Source organism: Actinomadura sp. 7K534 (assembly GCF_004348575.1).
GTDB classification, from domain to species: domain Bacteria; phylum Actinomycetota; class Actinomycetes; order Streptosporangiales; family Streptosporangiaceae; genus Spirillospora; species Spirillospora livida.
Genome location: NZ_SMKB01000071.1, coordinates 1 through 20316, shown reverse-complemented (window position 1 = coordinate 20316; position 20316 = coordinate 1). Strand labels below are relative to the sequence as shown.

General features: G+C 71.6%; 13 protein-coding genes and 1 pseudogene. 9 read left to right on the top strand and 5 right to left on the bottom strand.

Annotated features, from left to right (window positions below; genetic code table 11):
• Window positions 1-67: 67 nt before the first annotated feature.
• Window positions 68-772, bottom strand: coding sequence for a class I SAM-dependent methyltransferase (locus tag E1266_RS16430; RefSeq protein ID WP_132047801.1), 705 nt, complete (start codon window positions 770-772; stop codon window positions 68-70).
• 65 nt (window positions 773-837) lie between these two features.
• Between E1266_RS16430 and E1266_RS16425 the strand changes: the two genes are divergently transcribed.
• Together E1266_RS16425 and trxA are read left to right on the top strand one after the other, a co-directional pair.
• Window positions 838-1806 carry a lysylphosphatidylglycerol synthase transmembrane domain-containing protein gene (locus E1266_RS16425; RefSeq protein ID WP_243718478.1) on the top strand — a complete coding sequence of 323 codons (969 nt, stop codon included), beginning with the start codon at window positions 838-840 and terminating at the stop codon, window positions 1804-1806.
• Window positions 1803-2126, top strand: coding sequence for a thioredoxin (gene trxA / locus E1266_RS16420; RefSeq protein WP_131977386.1), 324 nt, complete (start codon window positions 1803-1805; stop codon window positions 2124-2126). The genes E1266_RS16425 and trxA overlap by 4 nt, the downstream gene beginning before the upstream one ends.
• Here trxA and E1266_RS16415 read toward each other — a convergent pair.
• The 3 genes from E1266_RS16415 to E1266_RS16405 form a co-directional block, all read right to left on the bottom strand.
• On the bottom strand, window positions 2107-3249 hold the full coding sequence (locus E1266_RS16415) for a glycosyltransferase family 4 protein (RefSeq protein WP_132047799.1): 1143 nt from the start codon (window positions 3247-3249) through the stop codon (window positions 2107-2109). The two genes, trxA and E1266_RS16415, sit on opposite strands and share 20 nt — an antisense overlap.
• Before the next feature lie 3 nt (window positions 3250-3252).
• Window positions 3253-4314, bottom strand: coding sequence for a glycosyltransferase family 2 protein (locus E1266_RS16410; protein WP_243718476.1), 1062 nt, complete (start codon window positions 4312-4314; stop codon window positions 3253-3255).
• An 84-nt stretch (window positions 4315-4398) separates the two neighbouring features.
• Window positions 4399-6489 (bottom strand): hypothetical protein, encoded by a 2091-nt coding sequence (locus E1266_RS16405; protein ID WP_347876724.1) that lies wholly within the window; start codon window positions 6487-6489, stop codon window positions 4399-4401.
• A 69-nt stretch (window positions 6490-6558) separates the two neighbouring features.
• Between E1266_RS16405 and E1266_RS16400 the strand changes: the two genes are divergently transcribed.
• The 7 genes from E1266_RS16400 to E1266_RS16370 all read left to right on the top strand — a co-directional run bounded on the left by E1266_RS16400 (window position 6559) and on the right by E1266_RS16370 (window position 19341).
• Window positions 6559-7437 (top strand): TIGR03089 family protein, encoded by an 879-nt coding sequence (locus E1266_RS16400; RefSeq protein ID WP_132047797.1) that lies wholly within the window; start codon window positions 6559-6561, stop codon window positions 7435-7437.
• A 157-nt stretch (window positions 7438-7594) separates the two neighbouring features.
• Complete coding sequence (locus E1266_RS16395) at window positions 7595-9013, top strand: LCP family protein (protein ID WP_132047795.1); 1419 nt, start codon at window positions 7595-7597, stop codon at window positions 9011-9013.
• Window positions 9014-9024: 11 nt separating this feature from the next.
• Complete coding sequence (locus E1266_RS16390) at window positions 9025-10182, top strand: acyltransferase family protein (RefSeq protein ID WP_132047793.1); 1158 nt, start codon at window positions 9025-9027, stop codon at window positions 10180-10182.
• Between the two features lie 105 nt (window positions 10183-10287).
• Complete coding sequence (locus tag E1266_RS16385) at window positions 10288-11499, top strand: acyltransferase family protein (RefSeq protein WP_132047791.1); 1212 nt, start codon at window positions 10288-10290, stop codon at window positions 11497-11499.
• Between the two features lie 59 nt (window positions 11500-11558).
• On the top strand, window positions 11559-13787 hold the full coding sequence (locus E1266_RS16380) for a bifunctional glycosyltransferase family 2 protein/CDP-glycerol:glycerophosphate glycerophosphotransferase (protein ID WP_207945692.1): 2229 nt from the start codon (window positions 11559-11561) through the stop codon (window positions 13785-13787).
• A gap of 152 nt (window positions 13788-13939) precedes the next feature.
• Complete coding sequence (locus E1266_RS16375; RefSeq protein ID WP_132047789.1) at window positions 13940-17353, top strand: CDP-glycerol:glycerophosphate glycerophosphotransferase; 3414 nt, start codon at window positions 13940-13942, stop codon at window positions 17351-17353.
• 8 nt (window positions 17354-17361) lie between these two features.
• Window positions 17362-19341 (top strand): glycosyltransferase, encoded by a 1980-nt coding sequence (locus E1266_RS16370; RefSeq protein WP_132047787.1) that lies wholly within the window; start codon window positions 17362-17364, stop codon window positions 19339-19341.
• 1 nt (window position 19342) lies between these two features.
• Here the strand turns inward: E1266_RS16370 and E1266_RS38030 are convergent.
• Window positions 19343-20316: pseudogene (locus E1266_RS38030) on the bottom strand (hypothetical protein); the annotation flags it as partial.

Genomic DNA, 20316 nt, shown 5'->3' with positions numbered 1-20316 from the left:
GCCCGGAGGTGCCCCTCGCGCGGCACCTCATTCACAGGTTCGGCAAGGGATGCCGACCGCAGTGGCACTATCTCTTCCGCGCGTGGATGAGAACGATGCTGCCGCGCTCGTTCGGGGCCTTGCGGTCGGCGAGGGCGACGAGCGGCGTGAGCGGGGCGGCCGCGTTGAAGCCGACCTTGCCGCCGTAGGTGGAAAGCGACAGGTAGAGGCGCTCCGTGGCGGCCGTGCGGAACTGGTAGCTGTGCTTGACCAGGTCGAGGCCGCGCTCGTCCATCAGCTTGCGGAGGCTGTCGTGGGTGTAGGTGTGCTGGACGTGGTACTTGGCCTTGTGCGCGTCGCGCAGCTTCGGCCAGGTGTCGGCGCGGCTCAGCACGTCGGCGGACATGAATATCTCACCGCCGGGCTTGAGGACGCGCGCCATCTCGTCCAGCGACCTGCCGCCGTCGTCGAAGTGCTCGATCGCGCAGACCGACAGGACCGCGTCGAACGAGCCGTCCGCGAACGGGAGGCGCAGCGCGTCGCACTCGATCAGCGCGGGCGCGTGGGCGAGCGAGCGCCCGTACTCCATCTTGCCGCGGGCGAGGTCGATCGAGACGGCGTCGGCGCCGCGCCTGCGGGCCCGGCCGGCCCAGTAGCCGTCGCCGCCGGCGACGTCGAGGACGCGCCGGCCGCGCAGGTCCCGCCCCATCCAGCCGAGGAGCGTCCCCGCCTCGCGGTACCGGCACACGTGTACCTGGTGGCCCATGAAGGCGACCACATCCGAAATCTTCATCGTGCCCAACGATAGGCCGCGCGGGCGGCGGGGACGCCGGGTTCGCCTACCCTGGGCGGGTGAAGATGAAGGTCGTCGCCGTGCGCGTGCTGCGGGTTCTCCTTGTCCTGCTCGCGCTCGCGTTCTGCGCCTACAGCGTGGCCTCCCAATGGGACGCGGCGGTCCACGCGTTCCAGCAGATGTCGTGGGTGGCGCTGGTCGCGGCGCTGGCCGCGGGGCTGGCGGGGCTCTTCGTCTGGATGCTGGGGTGGCGGGAGTTCCTCGGCGGCCTCGGCTCGCCGCTGCCCGTCCGCGCCATCTTCCGGATCTCCGGGATCTCGCAGCTCGGCAAGTACGTGCCGGGCAAGGTCTGGGCGCTGGTGACGCAGATCGAGATGACGCGGGAGCACGACGTGCCGCCCGAGCGCAGCTTCGGGTCGACGATGCTCGCGGTCGCGACGTCCACGGCGTGCGGGCTGGCCGTCGCGGCGGTGACGCTGCCGCTCACGTCGGTGGCGGCGCGCGAGCAGTACTGGTACCTGTTCCTGCTGGCGCCGCTGCTGCTGATCCTGCTCCACCCGCGGATCGTGAGCTGGTCCCTGGGGCTGATGCTCAAGGTCATCCGGCGGCCGCCGCTGGAGCGTCCGGTGAGCCTGGCCGTGACGCTGCGCGCGATCGGCTGGACGGTCCTCGGCTGGATCCTGTTCGGGGTGCACACCTGGCTGCTGTGCAACGCCGTCGGCGGCGACGGGAAGGGCCTGCCGTTCCTCGCGACGGGCGCGTACGCGCTGGCGTTCGTCGCCGGGTTCCTCGTCTTCATCGCGCCGGGCGGCATCGGGGCGCGGGAGGCCGCGCTGACCGTGGTGCTGACCCCGGCGCTGCCGGCGGGCGCGCCGGTCGTGGTCGCGATCGCGTCCCGGGTGCTGCTGACCGCCGCCGACCTGCTCGTCGCCGGGGCCGCGCTGCTGCTCGGGCGGACGACGCCGGGCCCCGGGAATGAACCGCCGTCCAAGGAGCTTGTGAGGGGTACGCACCCTACGAAGGAGGGACCGTGACGGCCCCGATCACCGTGACCGACGCGACCTTCGCGGACGAGGTCCTCGGCAGCGACACCCCCGTACTCGTCGACTTCTGGGCCGACTGGTGCGGACCCTGCCGGATGGTCGCCCCCGTCCTCGACCAGATCGCCGCGGAGCAGGACGGCAAGCTCAAGATCGCGAAGCTGGACTACGACGCGAACCCCGAGACCCCGAACAAGTACGGGGTGATGGGCCTGCCGACGCTGCTGCTCTACAAGAACGGCGAGGTCGTGGAGCAGATCGTCGGCGCGAAGCCCAAGCGCGCCCTGCTGAAGGTCATCGAGCCCCACCTGTGAGCGCGTCCCCGGTGAGGGCGTCTCCTGTGAGCGTGTCCAGGTACTCGGCCCACACCGGGGCGTGGTCGACCGGCCGGACGCCGGAGCGCAGCCGCTCCGGCTCCCCCGGCGCGTAGAAGCGGCCGAGCGCGTCGGCGAGGGACGCCGCGTCGCCGGGTTCGCAGATCAGGCCGTCCACGCCGTCGCGGACCTGGCCGGCGAAACCGCCGACGTCGGTGGCGATGACCGGCAGGCCGTGCTCGTAGGCCATCCACACGTTCTGCGACGCGGTGGCCGTCCGGTACGGCAGGACGAGCGCGTCGGCGGCGGCGAACAGCCCCGGGACGTCGGCGGCCGGCACGTACCCCGGCCGCAGCTCGACCCTTGAGGCGAGGTCCAGCGATCGGATCAGCTCGCGCGTCTCGTCCAGCCCGCCCCAGAACTCCCCCGCGACGGTCAGCCCCACGTCGTCGGGGCCCTTGGCGAGGGCGTGGAGCAGGACGTCCAGCCCCTTGTACGGGCGGACGATCCCGAAGAACAGGAGCCGGCGCCGCACTTTCACATCGCCCGGCGCGACCGCGGCGGCCACCGGCAGATGAGCGGGCATCTCGGCGACCCGGACGGGACGCCCGGTGAGCCCGTCCGCGAGCCTCGCCTGCTCATCGGAGTGGACGAGGACGCCGTCGACCCTGCGCAGCAGGCGCTTCATCAGCGGCTCGTCGTAGCGCTTGCGCTCGTGCGGCAGGACGTTGTGGCACAGCGCCACCGTCCGCGCGCCGCGCCGCAGGCCCGCGAGAATTCCCAGGTAGGAGGGCACCTGGACCGGGCTCAGCACCGCCAGGACCACCAGGTCGCAGGAGCGCAGGCCGCGGCCGGTGCGCCACCAGCCGTCCGGGCGGCGCCAGTCGAGCCGCCGCCGGGTGCCGGGGAACGGCTCGCCCTCCGGATCGGAGATCGTCTGCTGCCCCGGGTAGAGGAACCCGGGGTACTGGGCGCGCCACGACTCGATGACCACGTCGTGGCCCGCCGCCGCCAGCCGGTGCGCCAGCTCGGTGGTGTGGTGCGCGCCGCCGCCCTTGTACGGGAACGCGGGCCCGACGATGGCGATCCTGAGGCCGCCGGGCGCGCCGCTGGACGTCCCCATGCCCTACACGTCGCCCCGTGATCGGACGATCAGGTCGGCCAGCAGCGCCAGCGACGCGATGATCAGCCCCGTCACGAAGATCATGATGGTGTTGTTCGCGAAGTACCCGAAGTGCGCGATCATGTCGTACACGCCCTTGCCCAGCCCGATCAGGATCAGCCACAGCGCGGGCGGCATCAGCACCTTGAGCGGGTTGAAGTACATGACCATCCGCAGCACCTGCAGGATGTAGCGGTAGGCGTCCTTGGTGAAGTGGAACTTCGACTTCCCGGCCCGCTTGGCGTAGTCGATCGGCATGTAGTGGACCGGGTGCTGGTTCGACAGGAACGCGATCGTGATCGTCGTGACGCAGGAGAACCCGGGCGGCAGCAGCCGCAGGTAGGGCAGCGACACCTCGCGGCGGAACGCGCGCAGCCCCGAGTTCAGGTCGGGGATCCTGGAGTTGGTGAGCCGCTCGGCGACCTTGCGGATGAACCACTTGGCGGGCACCCGCAGCGCCTTGTGCGAGCCCTCCTCGCTCTTGCGCGCCCCCACGACCTGGTCGATGGACGGGTCGGTGTCGAGCAGCTCCACCAGTTCGGGGATCCGCTCGTTGGGGTAGGACATGTCGGCGTCCGTCCACACGACGATGTCCCCGCGGGCCTGCTGGGAGCCGATGCGCCGCACGGTGCCCGAGCCGCTGTTGTGCTGGAACGCGATGACCCGCATGTTCGGGAAGCGGGGCGCGGCCTCCTCCAGCCGGGCGAGCGTCGCGTCGGTCGAGCAGTCGTCGACGGCCAGCAGCTCGTAGCTCTTGCCGCTCGCGTCCATCGCCGCGCAGATGCGCTCGACCTCGTCGATCACGTGGTCCTGCTCGTTGTAGCAGGGCAGCACGATCGTGACGTGGACCGGCTGGGACGCGGGCTCGGCCGCGTCCGGTGCCGCCTCCGGCGCGCGCACCGGCGCGTTCACGGGTCCGGGCGCGGGCGGTATGACCGGGGACGCGGCCGCCGGCGCGGGCGGGGCCTCGGGAGCGGGCTTGGCCATCGCCTCGGCGGGCTGGGTCTCGGCAGACTGGGTGCTCACGCAGCGCGAGGATACTCGCCCGGGCGCGCCGGAGCCGCCCGAAGCCGCGGAGCGGCCCGCCGCACCTGATCGTCCGGCCGCTCCTCAGGACCGGCCGGGCTCGGCGATCCAGACCTCCATGGCCAGCCCCCACGTCCCGCCGGGCGGCTCGGTGAGGGTGCGGCCGTCCTGCCGCGTGTCGAGCCGCAGGATCCGGGACGGCGGCCCGTAGGGCGCGACCTGCTCCGGCTTCGCCGCCATGATGACGGGGCGGCGGCCCGCGTCGTGCACCTTGCCGATGACGCGGCGCACGTCGGCGGGCGTGGCGCCCGCGGCGGTGCGCGCGGCGGGCCGCCCGCACATGCCCCGGACGACCTGGAGGAACCGGTCCGCGGTGGAGTGCTCGACGACCACGACCGAGGCGTCCGGCCGCAGCGCGCCGCACATCCGCTCGACGGCGGCCACCTCGTGCCGCTCCGTCCGCGTCACGAGGTACCCGCCGGACGTCAGCACGACCGGCACCAGCAGCAGCGCGACGCCGGTGACCGCCCCGGCCCGCATCGCGCGCGGCGAGTAGCCGAGGCGGCGGACGCGCCGGAACGTCCAGGCCGCGGCGAACACGGTGAACAGCAGCAGCCCGGGGATGACGAGCCCGATCAGCCGCCGGGACGCCCACGGGTGGTCGGGCGTGATGCCCGGCCGGAGCAGCACCTGGGTCGTCGTCCAGACGACCATCGCGTAGGGCAGCAGCCACTCGGTGGACCGGCCGCGCAGCAGCCGCCGCACGAGCAGCGCCGCGCCGAGCGCCGCGAAGAGCAGCGCGGGCGGGCCGATGTACCAGGCGACCCAGTGCAGGGACAGCTCGGAGTACTGCCGGGTGCCGTCCACGGGGAGGTCCTGGATGCGCTGGATCGTCTCGATGAACCGGACGTTCATCTCGTCGTCCTCCGTGGCCGGGGGACGGCGGACGGTCTGCAGCAGCGGCCGGACCGCGAACCCCAGCAGGACCAGCACGGTCAGGACGGCGGCGGCGCCCGGCAGCCTGCCCCGCGCGACCGCGGCGGCGGCGCGCCGCACCCGCGGGCCCGTCCGGTCCCAGCGCAGCGCCGCCACCATGACGGCCGTCGCCGCGACGGTCCCGGCCGTGATGGCCAGCAGCGGCTTGAGGGACGCCTCCAGGTAGGTCAGGTACGGCCGGGAGAGGCCGAAGCCCTCGGCGAGCCCGGCGCCGGCGCCGAGGAGCAGCCCGCCGCCGAGCCACCAGCCGGTCCGCCGCCCGAGCGCCGCCAGGAGCCCGGCGAAGACGAGGACCGGCAGCACGTCGCGCAGGCCGTCGATGCGGACGAGGACGATCAGCCCGAGCGCCAGCCCCGCCAGGAACGCCTTCTGCCCGGCCCGGCGCCCCTCCGCGCGCCGGGAGTCGTGCAGCAGGGCCAGCCCGCCCAGCAGCAGGACGATCGCGGGCGGCTCGCTGAACGTGTTGCGGGAGACGTAGAGCATCGGCAGCGTCAGCGCGAGGAGCAGCGCCCCGGCCGGCGCCCAGCGGGGCCCGACGAGGCGGGCGGTCAGACCGGCGAACGCCAGCACGCAGCAGGCGCCGAGCAGCGGCGCCGCCAGCAGGATGCCCTGGGTGCCGCCCGCCCAGCCGCCGAGCGTAAGCACCAGCGGCAGCCCCGCCATGAACTGCGGGACGATCGCGCCGCCCTCGTGGTAGAAGGCGGGGCTCTGGTAGTCCAGGGCGGCGTCGGGGCCGCCGAACGCGTGCTCGGCCGGCGGGATGGGCAGCGATCCGTGCCCGGCCAGCCACGTCGCGAACTGCACGTAGGAGGCGGGGTCGCGGCGGACGATGATCTGCTCCGCGCTCATGACGATCTGGAGCACCAGGAACGCCGCCGTGATGCCGAGGACGGCGATGACCGGCCACCAGGGCACCGGCCCCCGCCCCGGCAGCGACTCCCGCTCGGGCGCGCCGCCGCCGTCCGGCCCGGCGGACCGCAGGCCGAGCCACAGCACGAGAGCGGCGACGGGCACGAACAGCGCGAGTGCCGGGAGCGGGCGGAGCGCGCCCGCCGCCAGCAGCGGCAGCGAGACCGCCAGCCACGCCACGAGGAGCAGCGTGGGGAGCACGGTCATGCGGACGAGCAGCCGACCAGCGTCCAATGTCCCCGCCCCGTGCCCGTCCGTCGACTCCTCCACCCGTGCGGAGCGTAGCGGTCCCGGCAGGGTGATGACGTCCCGGCGATCACTCCGGCATACCCTCGCCCCATGAGCGCACACGCCGGGAACGCGGGCGGGCCCGCGGAACTGCTGCGGCGGCGGCTGGCGGACGACCCGTCCAGCCCGCTGGTGACCTTCTACGACGACGCGAGCGGCGAACGCGTCGAGCTGTCCGCGCGGACGTTCGACAACTGGGTGGCGAAGACCGCGAACTTCCTCGTGGACGGGCTGGCCGCCGAGCCGGGCACGCGGGCCGTGCTCGTCCTGCCGCCGCACTGGCAGACCGCCGTCTGGCTGATGGCCTGCTGGTCCGCCGGGGTCGTGGCCGAGCCGGTCGACCCGGGAGCGTTCCGCGGGCACGCCGCCGCAGGGGGCAGCGCCCCGGGGCGCGCCGAACCGGCGGGGGCGGGCGAGCCGTACATCCTTGCGGCGGCGCAGGAGGTGCTGGACGACGTGCTCACCGACGAGGTGCTGGCGGGCGGGGCCGAGGAGATCGTCGGGCTGTCGCTGCACGCCCTGGGCGGCCCGCTCGCCGACTGCCCGCCGGGCGTGACCGACTACTCCGCGGAGGTGCGCAGCTATGCCGACCGGTTCGCACCGGATGCGGAGGTCACTCCTGAAACGCCCGCAATCAGTGTGACAAAGGCCACACTCAGCGGTGCGGAGCTCGTCGCCGCAGGCCGCGCGGCGGTCGAGAAATGGGAGCTGGACGCGCGGGACCGGCTTCTGGTTGACATGTCGTTCGCCACACTCGACGGCGTGCTGACCGGGCTGGTCGCACCACTAATCTCGGGTGCTTCCGTCATAATCCAACGAAACTTTGACAAAGCTACGCTAGATCGTCGCCTGACCATGGAGCATGTCACGGTGGTGGCCGGTCTGCCCGGATGGAATGACGAATCCGGGCACCCGCGCCGGCTCACCTGACTACGCTCTCCTTGCCCTCGTCCAGTACCCGACCGTCCAGGACCAGTACCGACCGTCCAGTACCCGACACCGGAAACACCGACACCGGAAACACGGGCCGCCGCTCGCGGAGCGCGACCCGGCCCCCGGATCTGCCTACCCCGGGACCACGGAGCCCATGAACAGCAACCCGATGTACATGGAGTACGTCGACGACGCCGACCCGCAGCCGGCGCCTCGACGCGGCTGGCGCATCCTCGGCTGGGTGTGCATCGGAATGTCGGTGCTCATGGTCGTGGGGTCCCTCACCGCCTACGGCCTGTACCGCCAGGCGTTCGGGAACATCTCGCACCAGGACGTCAACGCACAGCTGGGCCCCGACCGGCCGAAGAAGCTGAACAAGGCGCTGAACATCCTGCTGCTCGGCTCCGACACCCGCACGGGCGCCAACGCCAAGTACGGCCGCCGGATGAAGAGCGACCCGCCCCGCTCGGACACGATGATCCTGCTGCACCTGTCCCCCGGCGGCGGCCAGGCGATGGGCATCAGCTTCCCGCGCGACCTCATGGTCCGGATGCCGTCCTGCAAGGGCGAGAGCGGCCAGGTGTACCCGGCGGAGGAGCGCGCCCAGATCAACTCGGCGTTCACCAAGGGCGGCGCCGCCTGCGTCATCAAGACGATCGAGAGCATCTCCAACATCCGCGTCGACCACTTCATGCAGGTCGACTTCAACGGCTTCAAGTCCATCACCAGCGCGGTCGGCGGGGTCCCGGTGTGCCTGCCGAAGGCCGTCAACGACCCCAAGTCGAAGCTGCGGCTGAGCGCGGGCAAGCACAACATCAAGGGCGAGACCGCGCTGGCCTACGTGCGCGTCCGGCACGGGCTCGGCGACGGCTCCGACCTCGACCGCATCAAGCGGCAGCAGAAGTTCATGGGCGCCCTCGCCAACAAGGCGCTGAGCGCGGGCGTGGTCAGCAACCCCAAGAAGCTCCTCGCCCTGATGAACGCGGTGACGAAGTCGCTCACCACCGACAGTGACCTGACGCCGCAGGTCATGATGGACATCGCCCAGGAGATGCAGGGCGTCAGCTCCGGCAAGCTGCGCTTCGTCACCGTCCCGTCCGGCCCCGACCCGCTGGACCCCAACCGCGTCGCGCTGAGCGCCAACGCCCAGTCCTTCTTCGCCGCCGTCCGCAACGACAAGACCGTGCCCGAGAAGCCGAAGGCCGGCACGCAGCAGATCCCGCCGAACCAGGTCCGGGTGCGGGTCTTCAACGGCAGCGGCATCGACGGCCAGGCGAGCCGCGTCGCCGACGACCTGGAGTCGCAGGGATTCCAGGTCACCGTCGGCGGAAACGCGCCTTCCCTCACCACGAACACGAGGGTCCTGTACGGTTCGGGGGCCGACCAGCACTCCAAGACGCTGGCCGCGCTCATCCCGAGCAGGCCGCAGCCGACCGCGCGCAGCGGCGGCACCCCGGGCATCGTCGACCTGGTCATCGGGCGCGACTGGACGAACCTGAAGAGCGCCGGGGGCGGCATTCCCAAGCAGCAGGGCGAGATCCGCGCGAACGACGACATCTGCAAGGAGACCTAGGCCGGCAGCCTATGACGTACACCACCAGGCACTCGGGGGCCGACACCGCGCCGCGCGACGGCCGGCCGCTGTCCGCTGATCCGACGGTCCCGGCACCGGAGGCGGTCGCCCCGGCGGCGCCCGCCCCGCGGGAGGAGACCGCGGAACCGCCCCGGCCGCGCAAGGAGCGCGACCCGTTCTTCGACAACGCCAAGTACTTCGCGATCCTCCTGGTGGTGGTGGGCCACTCCCTGGCCTACCTGCAGGACGTCCCGCTGGCCCAGGGGCTGTACCTGTTCATCTACATGTTCCACATGCCGCTGTTCATCGTGATCACCGGCTACTTCTCGCGGAACTGGACGTTCGCCGGAGGCAAGGCGCGCAAGCTCATCACCAACGTCGGCGTGCCGTACGTGGTGTTCGAGTTCGCCTACTCCATCTACGACTGGCTGGCGGGCCGCAACGCGCTGGAGATCAGCCTGCTGAACCCGTACTACCTGACGTGGTTCCTGTGCGCGCTGTTCATGTGGCGGCTGTCCACCCCGGTCTGGCAGCAGATCCGCTGGCCGCTCGCCGTGGCGCTGGGCTTCTCGCTGCTGTCGTACATGAGCGACCTCGGTGGAACGTTCGACATCCACCGGGTGATCGGGCTGCTGCCGTTCTACGTCCTCGGCCTCACCCTGAAGCCGCAGCACTTCGAGCTGCTGAAGAAGCCGGTCGCGCGCCCGATCGGGGCGGTCGTGCTGGCCATCGGGCTCGCCGCCTCGTTCTTCGTCATGGACCGCATGTCGCGCGGGTGGGTCTACTGGAAGCACCCCCATGAGGACTTCAACGTCGGCAACTTCACCGGCTCGCTGATGCGGCTGGCGATGTTCGCGTGCGCGATCATCCTCGTGGCGGCGTTCCTCACCCAGATCCCGCGCAAGCGGTACTGGTTCACCGGGCTGGGCGCCGCGACGCTGTACGCCTACCTGCTGCACGGGTTCGTCACCCGGCTGATGAACTTCACCGGCTGGTGGGGCATCGACTGGATGCACAACCCGCTCGGCGTCACGCTCGTGACCTGCGTGGCCCTCGTGGTCGGGACGTTCCTGTGCTCGAAGTTCGTCGTGCGGACGATGAGCTGGGCGCTGGAGCCCAAGCTGACATGGGTGTTCACCCCGCTGCGCCGCCCGGCCGGGCGGCGCTAGCACGGCGAACTCGCACATCTGGCCACATCTCCCCCCATCGGGGGCTAGAGTCGCCCGTGCCTCCACGTGAACGGCTGTCACCTACGGAATGAAGCTCTCGGAGACATGACCGACACCATCCCTCCGCCGCGTCCCCCCGCGTCCGGTCCCCTGCCGGCCGCCACCGCCCCCGACGTCACCGCGCCGGACGTCGCCGCGCCCGGCGCCGTGCCGGGGAGCCCCCTGGCCGGGGGCGCCGCACCCGCGACCGCGGTCCTGGACGCGCCCGGCGCCACCGGGCCCGGAAAGCCGGCGGCGCCGCGGCAGCGGGACGCCTTCTTCGACAACGCCAAGTTCTTCACCGCGGCCCTGGTGGTCGTGGGGCACGTCTGGGCGGAGTACGGGGACAGCGTCGCCGCGCGGGCGGCGTACGTCGTGCTGTACGGCTTCCACATGCCGGTCTTCGTCTTCATCGCCGGCTACTTCTCGCGCGGGTTCATGCGATCGACCGAGAAGTTCCGCAGCATTTTCCCCACGCTGATCATCCCGTACGTAATTTTCATCCTGCTTTATCGGGCGCAGCTGATCCTCATCAACGACGTGAGTTTCAGCTTGCGGGAACTTTTCCGGCCGCATTTCCTCATGTGGTTCCTGATCGCCATGGTGTTCTGGCGGCTGAGCGCCCCGCTCTGGGGGCACCTCCGCCACCCCGTGCTGATCTCGGTGGCGCTCAGCCTCGCCGCCGGGTGCTGGGCGTTCACCGCCGACTCGACGCTCAGCCGCACCGCCGGGCTGCTCCCGATCTTCGTGCTGGGCCTCACGATCGAGCCCCGGCACATCCAGTGGCTGCGCCGCTCCTGGACGCGGTGGGCCGGCCTCACCGTGCTCGCCGCGGCGCTCCCCGTCGCCTACATCTGGGAGAAGGGCGTCGTCGCCCCGCGGATGGACCGCGGGTTCATCCTCTGGAACAAGGGCTACGAGGACATGGGCTTCGGGGCCCTCCTGGGGTCGGGCTACCGCCTCGCGGCGCTGGCCTTCGCCGTGTTCCTCGGCGCCGCCTTCCTCGCGGTGATCCCGCGGGGGCACAGCTGGTACACGCGGATGGGGACCCGGTCCCTGTACGTGTACCTGCTCCACGGGCTCATCGTGAAGACGTTCGACTACACCGGCGTCCTGGCCGAACCCGTCCTGCACACCCCGCTCGGCCTGGTCGGCGTGACCCTGGCGGCCGCCGCGCTCGGCGTCGTCCTCGCGACCGCGCCCGTCGAACGGTTCACCCACTGGGCCGTCGAGCCCAAGGCGCGATGGCTGCTCAAGCCGTCTCATGGCAGGACATAAGATTTACCTACCACTTGTGGGTATGGTCCGGATTCACCGAGTAGCTGATTGGCCTACGTGTGAGCAGCGATAGCGGCATCTCCTTGAGCGTCATCGTGCCCGTGCACAAAGTGCAGGGGTACATCAGGCAGTGCCTGGACTCGATCCTCGACCCCGACCTCCCCAACCTGGAGGTCATCGCGGTCGACGACCGGTCGCCGGACGGCTGCGGGGAGATCCTCGACGAGTTCGCCGAGCGCGACTCGCGCGTCCGGGTGCGCCACCTCGAGGAGAACGTCGGGCTCGGGCACGCCCGCAACGTCGGGCTCGACATGGCGACCGGCGACTACGTCTGGTTCTTCGACAGCGACGACTACGCGACGGAGGGCGCGGTCCGGGCCATCATCGACCGGCTCGAGGAGACCCGCCCCGACGTCCTGCTCTTCGACTACGCCCGCGCCTACTGGAACGGGCGCGTCAAGCGCAGCGTGATCAACCACCTGTTCCGCGAGCCGCCCGCGCCGGACGTGTTCACGCTGGAGGAGCGCCCGAGCGTCCTCGAGATGATGATGACGGCGTGGAACAAGGCGATCCGCCGGGAGTTCCTGCTCGAACAGGACCTGCGGTTCAGCGGCGGCTACTACGAGGACCTCAACGTCACCTACCCGATCCTCATGGCGGCCGAGCGGCTGAGCCTGCTGGACCGGGTCTGCTACATCTACCGGCAGCGCCGCCGCGGGGCCATCACCCGGACGACCGGCGCCAAGCACTTCGACGCGTTCGCGCAGTACGACCGCGTCTTCGAGTTCATGGACCGGCTGGGCTCCAAGGCCGACCCGTTCCGGCCGCTGATGTTCGACCGGACGATCTGGCACCTGCTCGTCATCATCGAGCGCGGCGACCGCCTCCACGACGCCGACAACGAGCGGTTCTTCGCCGAGATGTCGAAGACGTACGCCAAGTACGAGCCCGAGGGGCACGAGCCGCCGGACCCGGAGGACAAGCCGTTCCTCGCCGACAAGCACCGGATGGTCAAGGCGAACGACTACCGGGGCTTCCAGCGGGTGCGCGCGCAGGAGGCCAAGCACAAGGCGCGCCGGAAGGGCCACAAGATCACCCGGGCCGGGCGGCGCGGCGTGCGGCTGTCGAAGGACCTGGCCAAGGAGCGCCCCTACTACCGGATGCAGCGGCGGCTGCCGATCGACGAGAACCTCGCCGTGTTCGCGGCCTACTGGTTCCGCGGCTACGCCTGCAACCCGGCGGCGATCTACGAGAAGGTCCGGGAGCTGGCCCCGCACATCCGCCCGGTGTGGGTCGTGAAGCCGGGCGGGCGCAAGACCATGCCGGAAGGCGTGGACTACGTCGTGTTCGGCTCCGCCGACTACTACCGGACGCTGGCCCGCGCCAAGTACTTCGTCAACAACGTCAACTTCCCCGACGAGTACGTGAAGCGGCCGGGGCAGGTGCACATGATGACGCAGCACGGCACCCCGCTGAAGAAGATGGGCCTCGACCAGATGGACTACCCGGTCGGCGCCAACGACATGGACTTCAAGGCCCTCATCACGCGCTCGGACCGCTGGGACTACCTGCTGTCGTCCAACCCGCTGTCGACCGAGGCGTGGGAGCGCGGCTTCCCCTGCAACTACGAGATGCTGGAGATCGGCTACCCGCGCAACGACCGGCTGGTGAACGCGATCGGCGACGAGGAGCAGCGGACCGCGCTGCGCGCCGAGCTCGGCGTCCCGGCGGGCGCCACCGCGATCCTGTACGCGCCGACGCACCGCGACTACCAGCGCCGCTACAGCCCGATGTTCGACATCGGCCGGGTCATGGACCAGCTCGGCGACGACCACGTCCTGCTGCTGCGGGCGCACTACTACTACAAGATCGCGAACCTGGCGGCGGACATGGGCTGGCCGGAGGGCCGGGTCATCGACGTGTCCCGCCACCCGTCGGTGGAGGACCTCGCCATCGCCTCCGACGCGCTGCTCACCGACTACTCGTCGATCATGTTCGACTACGCCAACCTCGGCAAGCCGATCGTGATCTACGCGAACGACTGGGAGACCTACAAGCTCACCCGCGGCGTCAACTTCGACCTGACCGCCACCCCGCCCGGCGTCGTCGCCACCACGGAGGACGAGCTGGTCGAGGCGTTCGTGTCCCGGGCCGCCTGGAGCGACGCCGCCGCCAAGGACCTCGCGAACTTCAAGGCGCGGTTCTGCCCCTGGGACGACGGGCACGCGGCCGAGCGCGCCGTCCGCCGGATGTTCCTCGGCGAGAAGGTCCCTAACCCGCCGCAGTAGCCCACGGCGCCCGCCGACGGGCAGTAACATCCGGCCCAGAGATCCGGCGTCCCCCCGCCTCGCCCGTCCCCAGGGCGCCCGCCGCGCAACACGCCATCCCCCCGACCCGGCGCAGCAGCCGGGCCGGCCAAGTGATCAAAGGAGTGGGTCGCTTGACCGTCACCCGGATCAGCGTCATCGTGCTCGCGCACGGAGCCGGCGAGTCGCTGCCCGACACCCTCGCGTCGCTCGCGGCACAGACGCACACCGATCTGGACGTGCTCGTCATGGACGACGGCACCGGCGTCACCGCCGAGACCGTCGTGCCCGACGACCGGTTCCGGATCGTCCGGAAGGGCGCCCTGAGCCGCGGCGCGGCGCGCAACCTGGGCGCGCGGGAGAGCGACGGCGACTTCCTCCTGTTCGTCAACGGCGGCGACGAGCTGCCGCCCGGCGCGGCCGCGGCCCTGCTGGCCTCGCTGGACGCGTCCGGGTCGGACATCGCGGCGGGGCGCGCGGCCGTGCGCCGCTGGACGGGCCAGGTGGCCCAGTGGCGGCCGTCCAGGCAGCCGGCCGAACCGGTCACGGGCACCGACCTCGGCCGCACCCCCGAGCTGATCGCCGACCGCCGCGTGTCCGGCAAGCTCTTCCGGCGCTCCTTCTGGACGGCGCACGAGCTGGAGTTCCCCGACATCGGCCGCTACGACGACCTGCCCACCACGGTCCAGGCGCTGCACCGGGCCACCGCGATCGACGTGCTGGCCGACGTCGTGCTGCACCGCCACGCCCGGCTGTTCCCGCCGACGATGGAGGCGCAGGAGATCGCGGACGGGTTCGGCGCCCTCACGCTCGCCACGACGTGGCTGGAGGACAACGGGCACCACCGGTCCCGCCGGCGGCTCCAGCTGCTCGCCCTCAACGACGAGCTGCGGGTGTTCCTGGACGCGCTGCCGGACGTCCCCGCCGAGGAGCGCGACCAGGTCGTCGCGCAGGCCGCCGCCTACGCGTCCGGGATCTCCGCGAAGGTGCTCGCCGGCACGTCCGCGCTGACCCGCCTGAAGTGGCACCTCGCCACCACCGGGCACACGACGGAGCTGGTCAAGGTCGTCCGGTACGAGCGGGGCAAGGCGTCGCCGTCGATCGTCCGCGACCCGCTGCGCCGGTACGTCGTGTACCCGTACTGGAAGGACTCCTCGCTCGACATCCCCCGCGACATCTACCGGGCGCGCGGCGAGGTCAAGATGCGCGGCCGCGTCCACGCGGTGAGCTGGGACGGCGACATGCTCACCGTCACCGGCGAGGCGTACATCAACTCGGTCAGCATGCGGCGCCGCTGGACGTCGGTGAAGACGATGACGCTGCGGTCCGGCAAGCGGAAGATCGTGGCGAAGGCCAAGCAGACCCCGAAGCCGGGGAAGAAGTCCGGCTGGTCCGGGTTCGAGTTCACGTTCGACGTGGGTCGGCTGCGCGACCGCGGCACGTGGGTCGAGGGCGACTGGGACGTCCAGGCGTCGGTGTTCAACGCGGGCGTGTTCCGGCAGGGGCCGCTGCGCGGCGGCAGCTCCGGCACCGGCGCCCACCCGCCGTACCACTACGTCGCCGACGACGTCCGCGTGGTGCCCCGGATCGAGGACCGCCACCTCGTCATCAAGGTCGAGAAGGTCGCCACGAAGGCGACCGCCCTGCGCTGGGAGGGCGACGCGCTCGTCATCGAGCTGCGGTCCGCCGGCGAGGCGCCGGACGAGCTCGTCCTGTCGCTCGGCGACGACCGCGTCCCGGTCCCGGTCACCTCCACCGGAGACGGCCACACCGCACGCGTCGACCCGTCCGCTCTCGAAGGGTCGCCGATCCCGCCGGAGCGCATCGACGACACCCGCGACTGGACGGTCTTCGCCGGCGGGCGCCCGCTGGTGCTCGCCGAGGGCGTCGACGACATCGACCGCGCATTCGGCCCGCTGGAGGTCACCGCCGGCCGCGGCCCGGGCGGCTACCTGCGCGTCCGGCGCACCACGACCCGGCTGGTCGTGGACGACTGCACCTGGCGGCCCGACGGCACGCTGACGCTGACCGCGACGCACACCGCCCACGACGCCGGGCAGATCGTGCTGCGCGGGCGGGCCCGCCGCAAGGAGTTCGCGTTCGACCTCGTCGCCGACGCGTCGTCCGGCGTCCTGCGCGCGGAGATCCCGGTCGCGGCCGTGCCGAGCGTCGCGGGCGTGCTGCCGCTGCGCCCGGGCCGCTGGGACGTGCTGTTCCGCCCGCCGGCCGGCGCGGGATCCGGGCGGGCGCTGACCGTCCGGCTGTCCGACCCCGCGGCGAAGAACCTGCCGGAGCCGCTGGAGGTGGCGCGGCGCGGCTACGACCTGGAGGGCCGCGACGGGCGGCTGGCCGTGTCGGTGACCGGCGACGTCTCGGCCGAGGAGAAGAGCGCCGGCCCGAAGCACCGCGAGGAGGCCCGCCGCCGCGTCGAGCGCGACGGGCTGCGCGACGCCGTCCTGTTCTCCACCTTCAGCGGCCGCCAGTTCTCCGACAGCCCCAAGGCGATCCACCAGGAGCTGCTGCGGCGGGACTCGGGCCTAGAGCAGCTGTGGGTCGTCAACGACGCGCAGGTGGAGCTGCCGGACACGCTGCGGGCCGTCCGGCTGAACGGCAAGGAGTGGCACGAGGCGCTCGCCACCTCCCGCTACATCGTGGCGAACCACCGGCTCGGCGACGACTTCCAGCGCCACCCCGACCAGGTCGTCCTGCAGACCTGGCACGGCACCCCGCTGAAGAAGATCGGCAAGGACATCAAGGAGGTGCACTTCGCCTACACGCCCGGCATGAAGAAGGCGCTGCAGTCGAAGTCCGCCGGCCCGGCCGTCCCCGAGTGGAGCCACCTGCTGTCGCCGAACCCGTTCAGCACGGAGATCTTCCGCCGCGCGTTCGCGTTCAAGGGCGAGATGCTGGAGGTCGGCTACCCGCGCAACGACCTGCTGCACAGCCCCGACGCCGGCGCGGTCGCCGCGCAGGTGAAGGCCCGGCTCGGCATCCCGGAGGGCAAGCGCGTCGTGCTGTACGCGCCGACCTGGCGCGACGACCAGTACTACAGCCGCGGCCGCTACCGGTTCGACATGCGGCTCGACCTGGAGCGCGCCCGCGAGGCCCTCGGCGACGACCACGTCCTGCTCGTCCGCCTGCACACCAACGTCGTGGACGGCGTCCCTGAGGACGAGCACGGCTTCGTCCGGGACGTGTCGCTGTACCCCGACATCACCGAGCTGTACCTGATCTCCGACATGATGATCAGCGACTACTCGTCGGTGATGTTCGACTACGCCAACACCGGCCGCCCCATGCTGTTCTTCACCTACGACCTGGCCGACTACCGGGACCGGCTCCGCGGCTTCTACTTCGACTTCGAGGCCGAGTCCCCCGGGCCGCTGGTCGAGACCTCCGACGACCTGATCGACGCGATCCGCGACGTCGAGTCCGCGACCGCGGGCCACGCGACCCGCTACAAGGAATTCGTCGACCGCTTCTGCCCCCTCGACGACGGAAACGCCGCCGCCCGCACCGTCGACCGCGTCTTCCCCCCGACAGACTGAGAGCCGCCTTGCCTTCTCCCAAGGTCAGCGTCATCGTCCCCGTCTACAACTGCCGCTCGACGGTGGGGGCAACGCTGCGTTCGGTTTTCGAGCAGACTCTGAACGCCGAGCTGATCGAGGTCATCGCGGTGGACGACGGATCCACCGACGGGAGCGGCGACGAACTCGAAGCGCTCGCCGAGTCGTGGCCGGGGCTCTCGGTCGTCGGTCAGCCGAACTCGGGCGGGCCGGGCGGTCCCCGCAACACCGGTGTCGACCAGGCCCGTGGCGAGTACCTTTTCTTCCTGGACGCCGACGACCATCTCGGCCCGGATGCCTTGCGGCGCCTGTGCGCCATGGCGGACGAGCAGGGCACCGACGTCGTCATCGGCAACTACGTCGGCGTCGGACGGGGAGTGGCCCGGTTCGACAAGAACATCCCGCACGTCATCGTCGACGACCCCAAGACCAACATCTACGGCAGGTCGCTGACAGCGCACAAATTGTTCCGCCGCGACCTGGTGCAGCGGCACGGCGTCCGGTTCCCGGAGGGCATCCTGTCGGGCGAGGACAAGGTGTTCACCGCCCACGCGCTCCTGCACTCCACCGGCGTCTCCGTCGTCGCCGACTACGACTGCTACTACCTGGTGGAGCGGGACGACGGCACCAGCATCATGCAGAGCGGCGGCGCTCCCGCCGAGATCTACTACCCCAGAGCGGCGCGCCCGCTGCTGGAGCAGGTCATGTCGCACCGCGAGCCTGGCACCCTCCGCGACCGCATGCTCGTCCGCCATTTCCAGCGCGACGTCCTGCACCGGCTCGACGCACGGCTCCTCGCCGGCCCCGAGCGGGAGGCACAGCGGACGGTCGAGGAGATCCGCATCCTGTGCGAGGAGTTCCTCACCGAGTCGGTGCTGATGCGGATGCCCCCGCGGCATCGGGTCCTCGCCCATTGCGCGCGACACGGGCAGAACGAGTTGCTCAAGAGGGTCATCGAGGCGGCCGCCGGTCCGGAGCCGGTGCCGGTGAAGGTCGACAAGGACCGCGCCCACGCCCGCTATCCGGGGTTCCGGGAGCCGGCCGCCGCCGTCCCCGACGCCTGCTACGACCTCACTGACCGGCTGCGGATCGAACGCACGATCACCGTACTCGGCTGGGACGGCGACCGGCTGCGGGTGAGCGGCACCGCCGCGATCACCCGGCTCGGCGGAGCCGACCAGGTCGCCACACTGCTGCTGCGCTCGAAGAAGTCGGGAGCCGAGCACCGGGTCGCCGTCCAACGGGAGGACGACGGCGGCTTCACCGTGGACTTCTCCCCCACCTCGATCGCGTCCGGTACTCCGGCGGCGGACGTCTGGGACCTGCACCTGGAGATGTCGAGCGGCCGGCTCGTCAAGGAGGCCCGCCTCGGCGCCGACCGCGCCCCGGAGATCGGCACGGCCCCGCCGGCGCGCTTCGTGGTGTCCAAGGACGGTGCGGGCGCGGCCGTCACACCTTTCTTCACCCGTGAGTACGGCAACCTGTCCTTCAGCACCACCCCGGGGACGGCCGGCCTCAAGCGCCTCCTCGCGGTCGACGAGGTCACCTGGGACGACGGCGCGCACCTCCGGGTGCGCGGCCACCTCCCCGCATCGGCGGATGCGGCCTCCCACGTCCGGCTCGCCTTCGGGGCGGACCGGCGCGGCGAGGGCGACACCCGCCCCGGCCGGGTCGACACGACCGCGGGCGCCGACCGCGTGGACTTCACCGCGGTCCTCGACGCGCGCGCTCTCGTCGAGGGCCGCTGGGACGCGTGGCTGGAGCTGACCGTCGCGGACGATACGTCCCGCATGCGAGTGCCCGTGGAGGAGATCGATCCGTCCCCGCCTGTGCCGTGCACCGCGTTGGGGATGCGCCGGGCGTCCTTCTACCGGACGAACGGCGGCAACCTCGCCGTCCAGGTCGTCCCCGGCTCGTTCTCCGCGCTGACCACGTCGGTCCGGCGCCGCCTTCGGCGCGCCCAGCGGTGAACTAGGTCGCGGTCTCGGCGTCCGCCTGGCTCGCGGCTTCTTTCGTGGCACCCGGCTGCCCGAGCTCTGGGCACCTGGGCGGGAGGATCGCCAAGGCGAGGGCGACGCAGGCGAAGGGGACGGCGGGCAGGACGTACCGGTAGTCGAAGTCGGCCGTCGCGGCGGGGATGACGAGGAGCGCGAGGCTCGTCCCCCACGGCAGCAGGGCACCAGTCGCCCAGTGCCGGACGGGCCGCATCGGCGTCCACCGTCCGCGGAACCGGGCATACGGCAACGCTCCGACCAGGCCGCCGAGCAGCAGCAGCCCGAGCACAGTGCCCGGCATGACCACACGATCCTGGTAACCGAGCACGATCCCGGCCCACGGGTCGACGACCCTCGTCTCACCTTCGGGGTCGTACCTGGCGGCGAGCTTGTCCTGCTCATCGCTCCACGACGCGCCCTCGGGGAACTCGTACTGGAGCCACGTCCACGGCGTCGGGTACGGCTCGCGCTCCCACTCGAACGCCCGGAGCGTGTCGCGGACGACCACCTGCGCGTAGTCGGCGGGCTGCTCGGTGATGGCCTCCCGCGCGAACTCGCCCGCGAGCCGGTCGGCCTGCTCCCCGTAGATCCAGCCGGGGAGGTCGCGGAACACGGAGTCCTTCGTCCACAGGGACGCGAACGCCGGCGAGATGCGGGGATCGGTGTGCTCGGGACACATCACCGCGAGCTCGGGCCGCGGCCGGATGACGCGGCAGTCGGCGAAGTCGGCGGTGCGCCCGTACAGCCAGATGTTCCCGGCCCTGGCCATGGCGAACTCGCCGTAGGTGTGCTGGAAAACGAACATGTACCCGACGATCGGGACCACGAAGGCCACCGCCGCGCCGGCGCACGCCCGCCAGCCCGCCCTCCGCAGCAGCATCGCGACCAGGATCACCGCGATCAGCGGCAGCCCCGCCGACCTGGTGAGCGCCGTGCCCGCCGCGAACACCC

What these genes read in the sequence shown, in the direction of transcription:
- E1266_RS16430 (WP_132047801.1), bottom strand. Translation starts at nt 772, where the DNA reads ATGAAGATTTCGGATGTGGTCGCCTTCATGGGCCACCAGGTACACGTG.
- E1266_RS16425 (WP_243718478.1), top strand. Translation starts at nt 838, where the DNA reads ATGAAGGTCGTCGCCGTGCGCGTGCTGCGGGTTCTCCTTGTCCTGCTC.
- E1266_RS16415 (WP_132047799.1), bottom strand. Translation starts at nt 3,249, where the DNA reads ATGGGGACGTCCAGCGGCGCGCCCGGCGGCCTCAGGATCGCCATCGTC.
- E1266_RS16400 (WP_132047797.1), top strand. Translation starts at nt 6,559, where the DNA reads ATGAGCGCACACGCCGGGAACGCGGGCGGGCCCGCGGAACTGCTGCGG.
- E1266_RS16395 (WP_132047795.1), top strand. Translation starts at nt 7,595, where the DNA reads ATGAACAGCAACCCGATGTACATGGAGTACGTCGACGACGCCGACCCG.
- E1266_RS16390 (WP_132047793.1), top strand. Translation starts at nt 9,025, where the DNA reads ATGACGTACACCACCAGGCACTCGGGGGCCGACACCGCGCCGCGCGAC.
- E1266_RS16385 (WP_132047791.1), top strand. Translation starts at nt 10,288, where the DNA reads ATGACCGACACCATCCCTCCGCCGCGTCCCCCCGCGTCCGGTCCCCTG.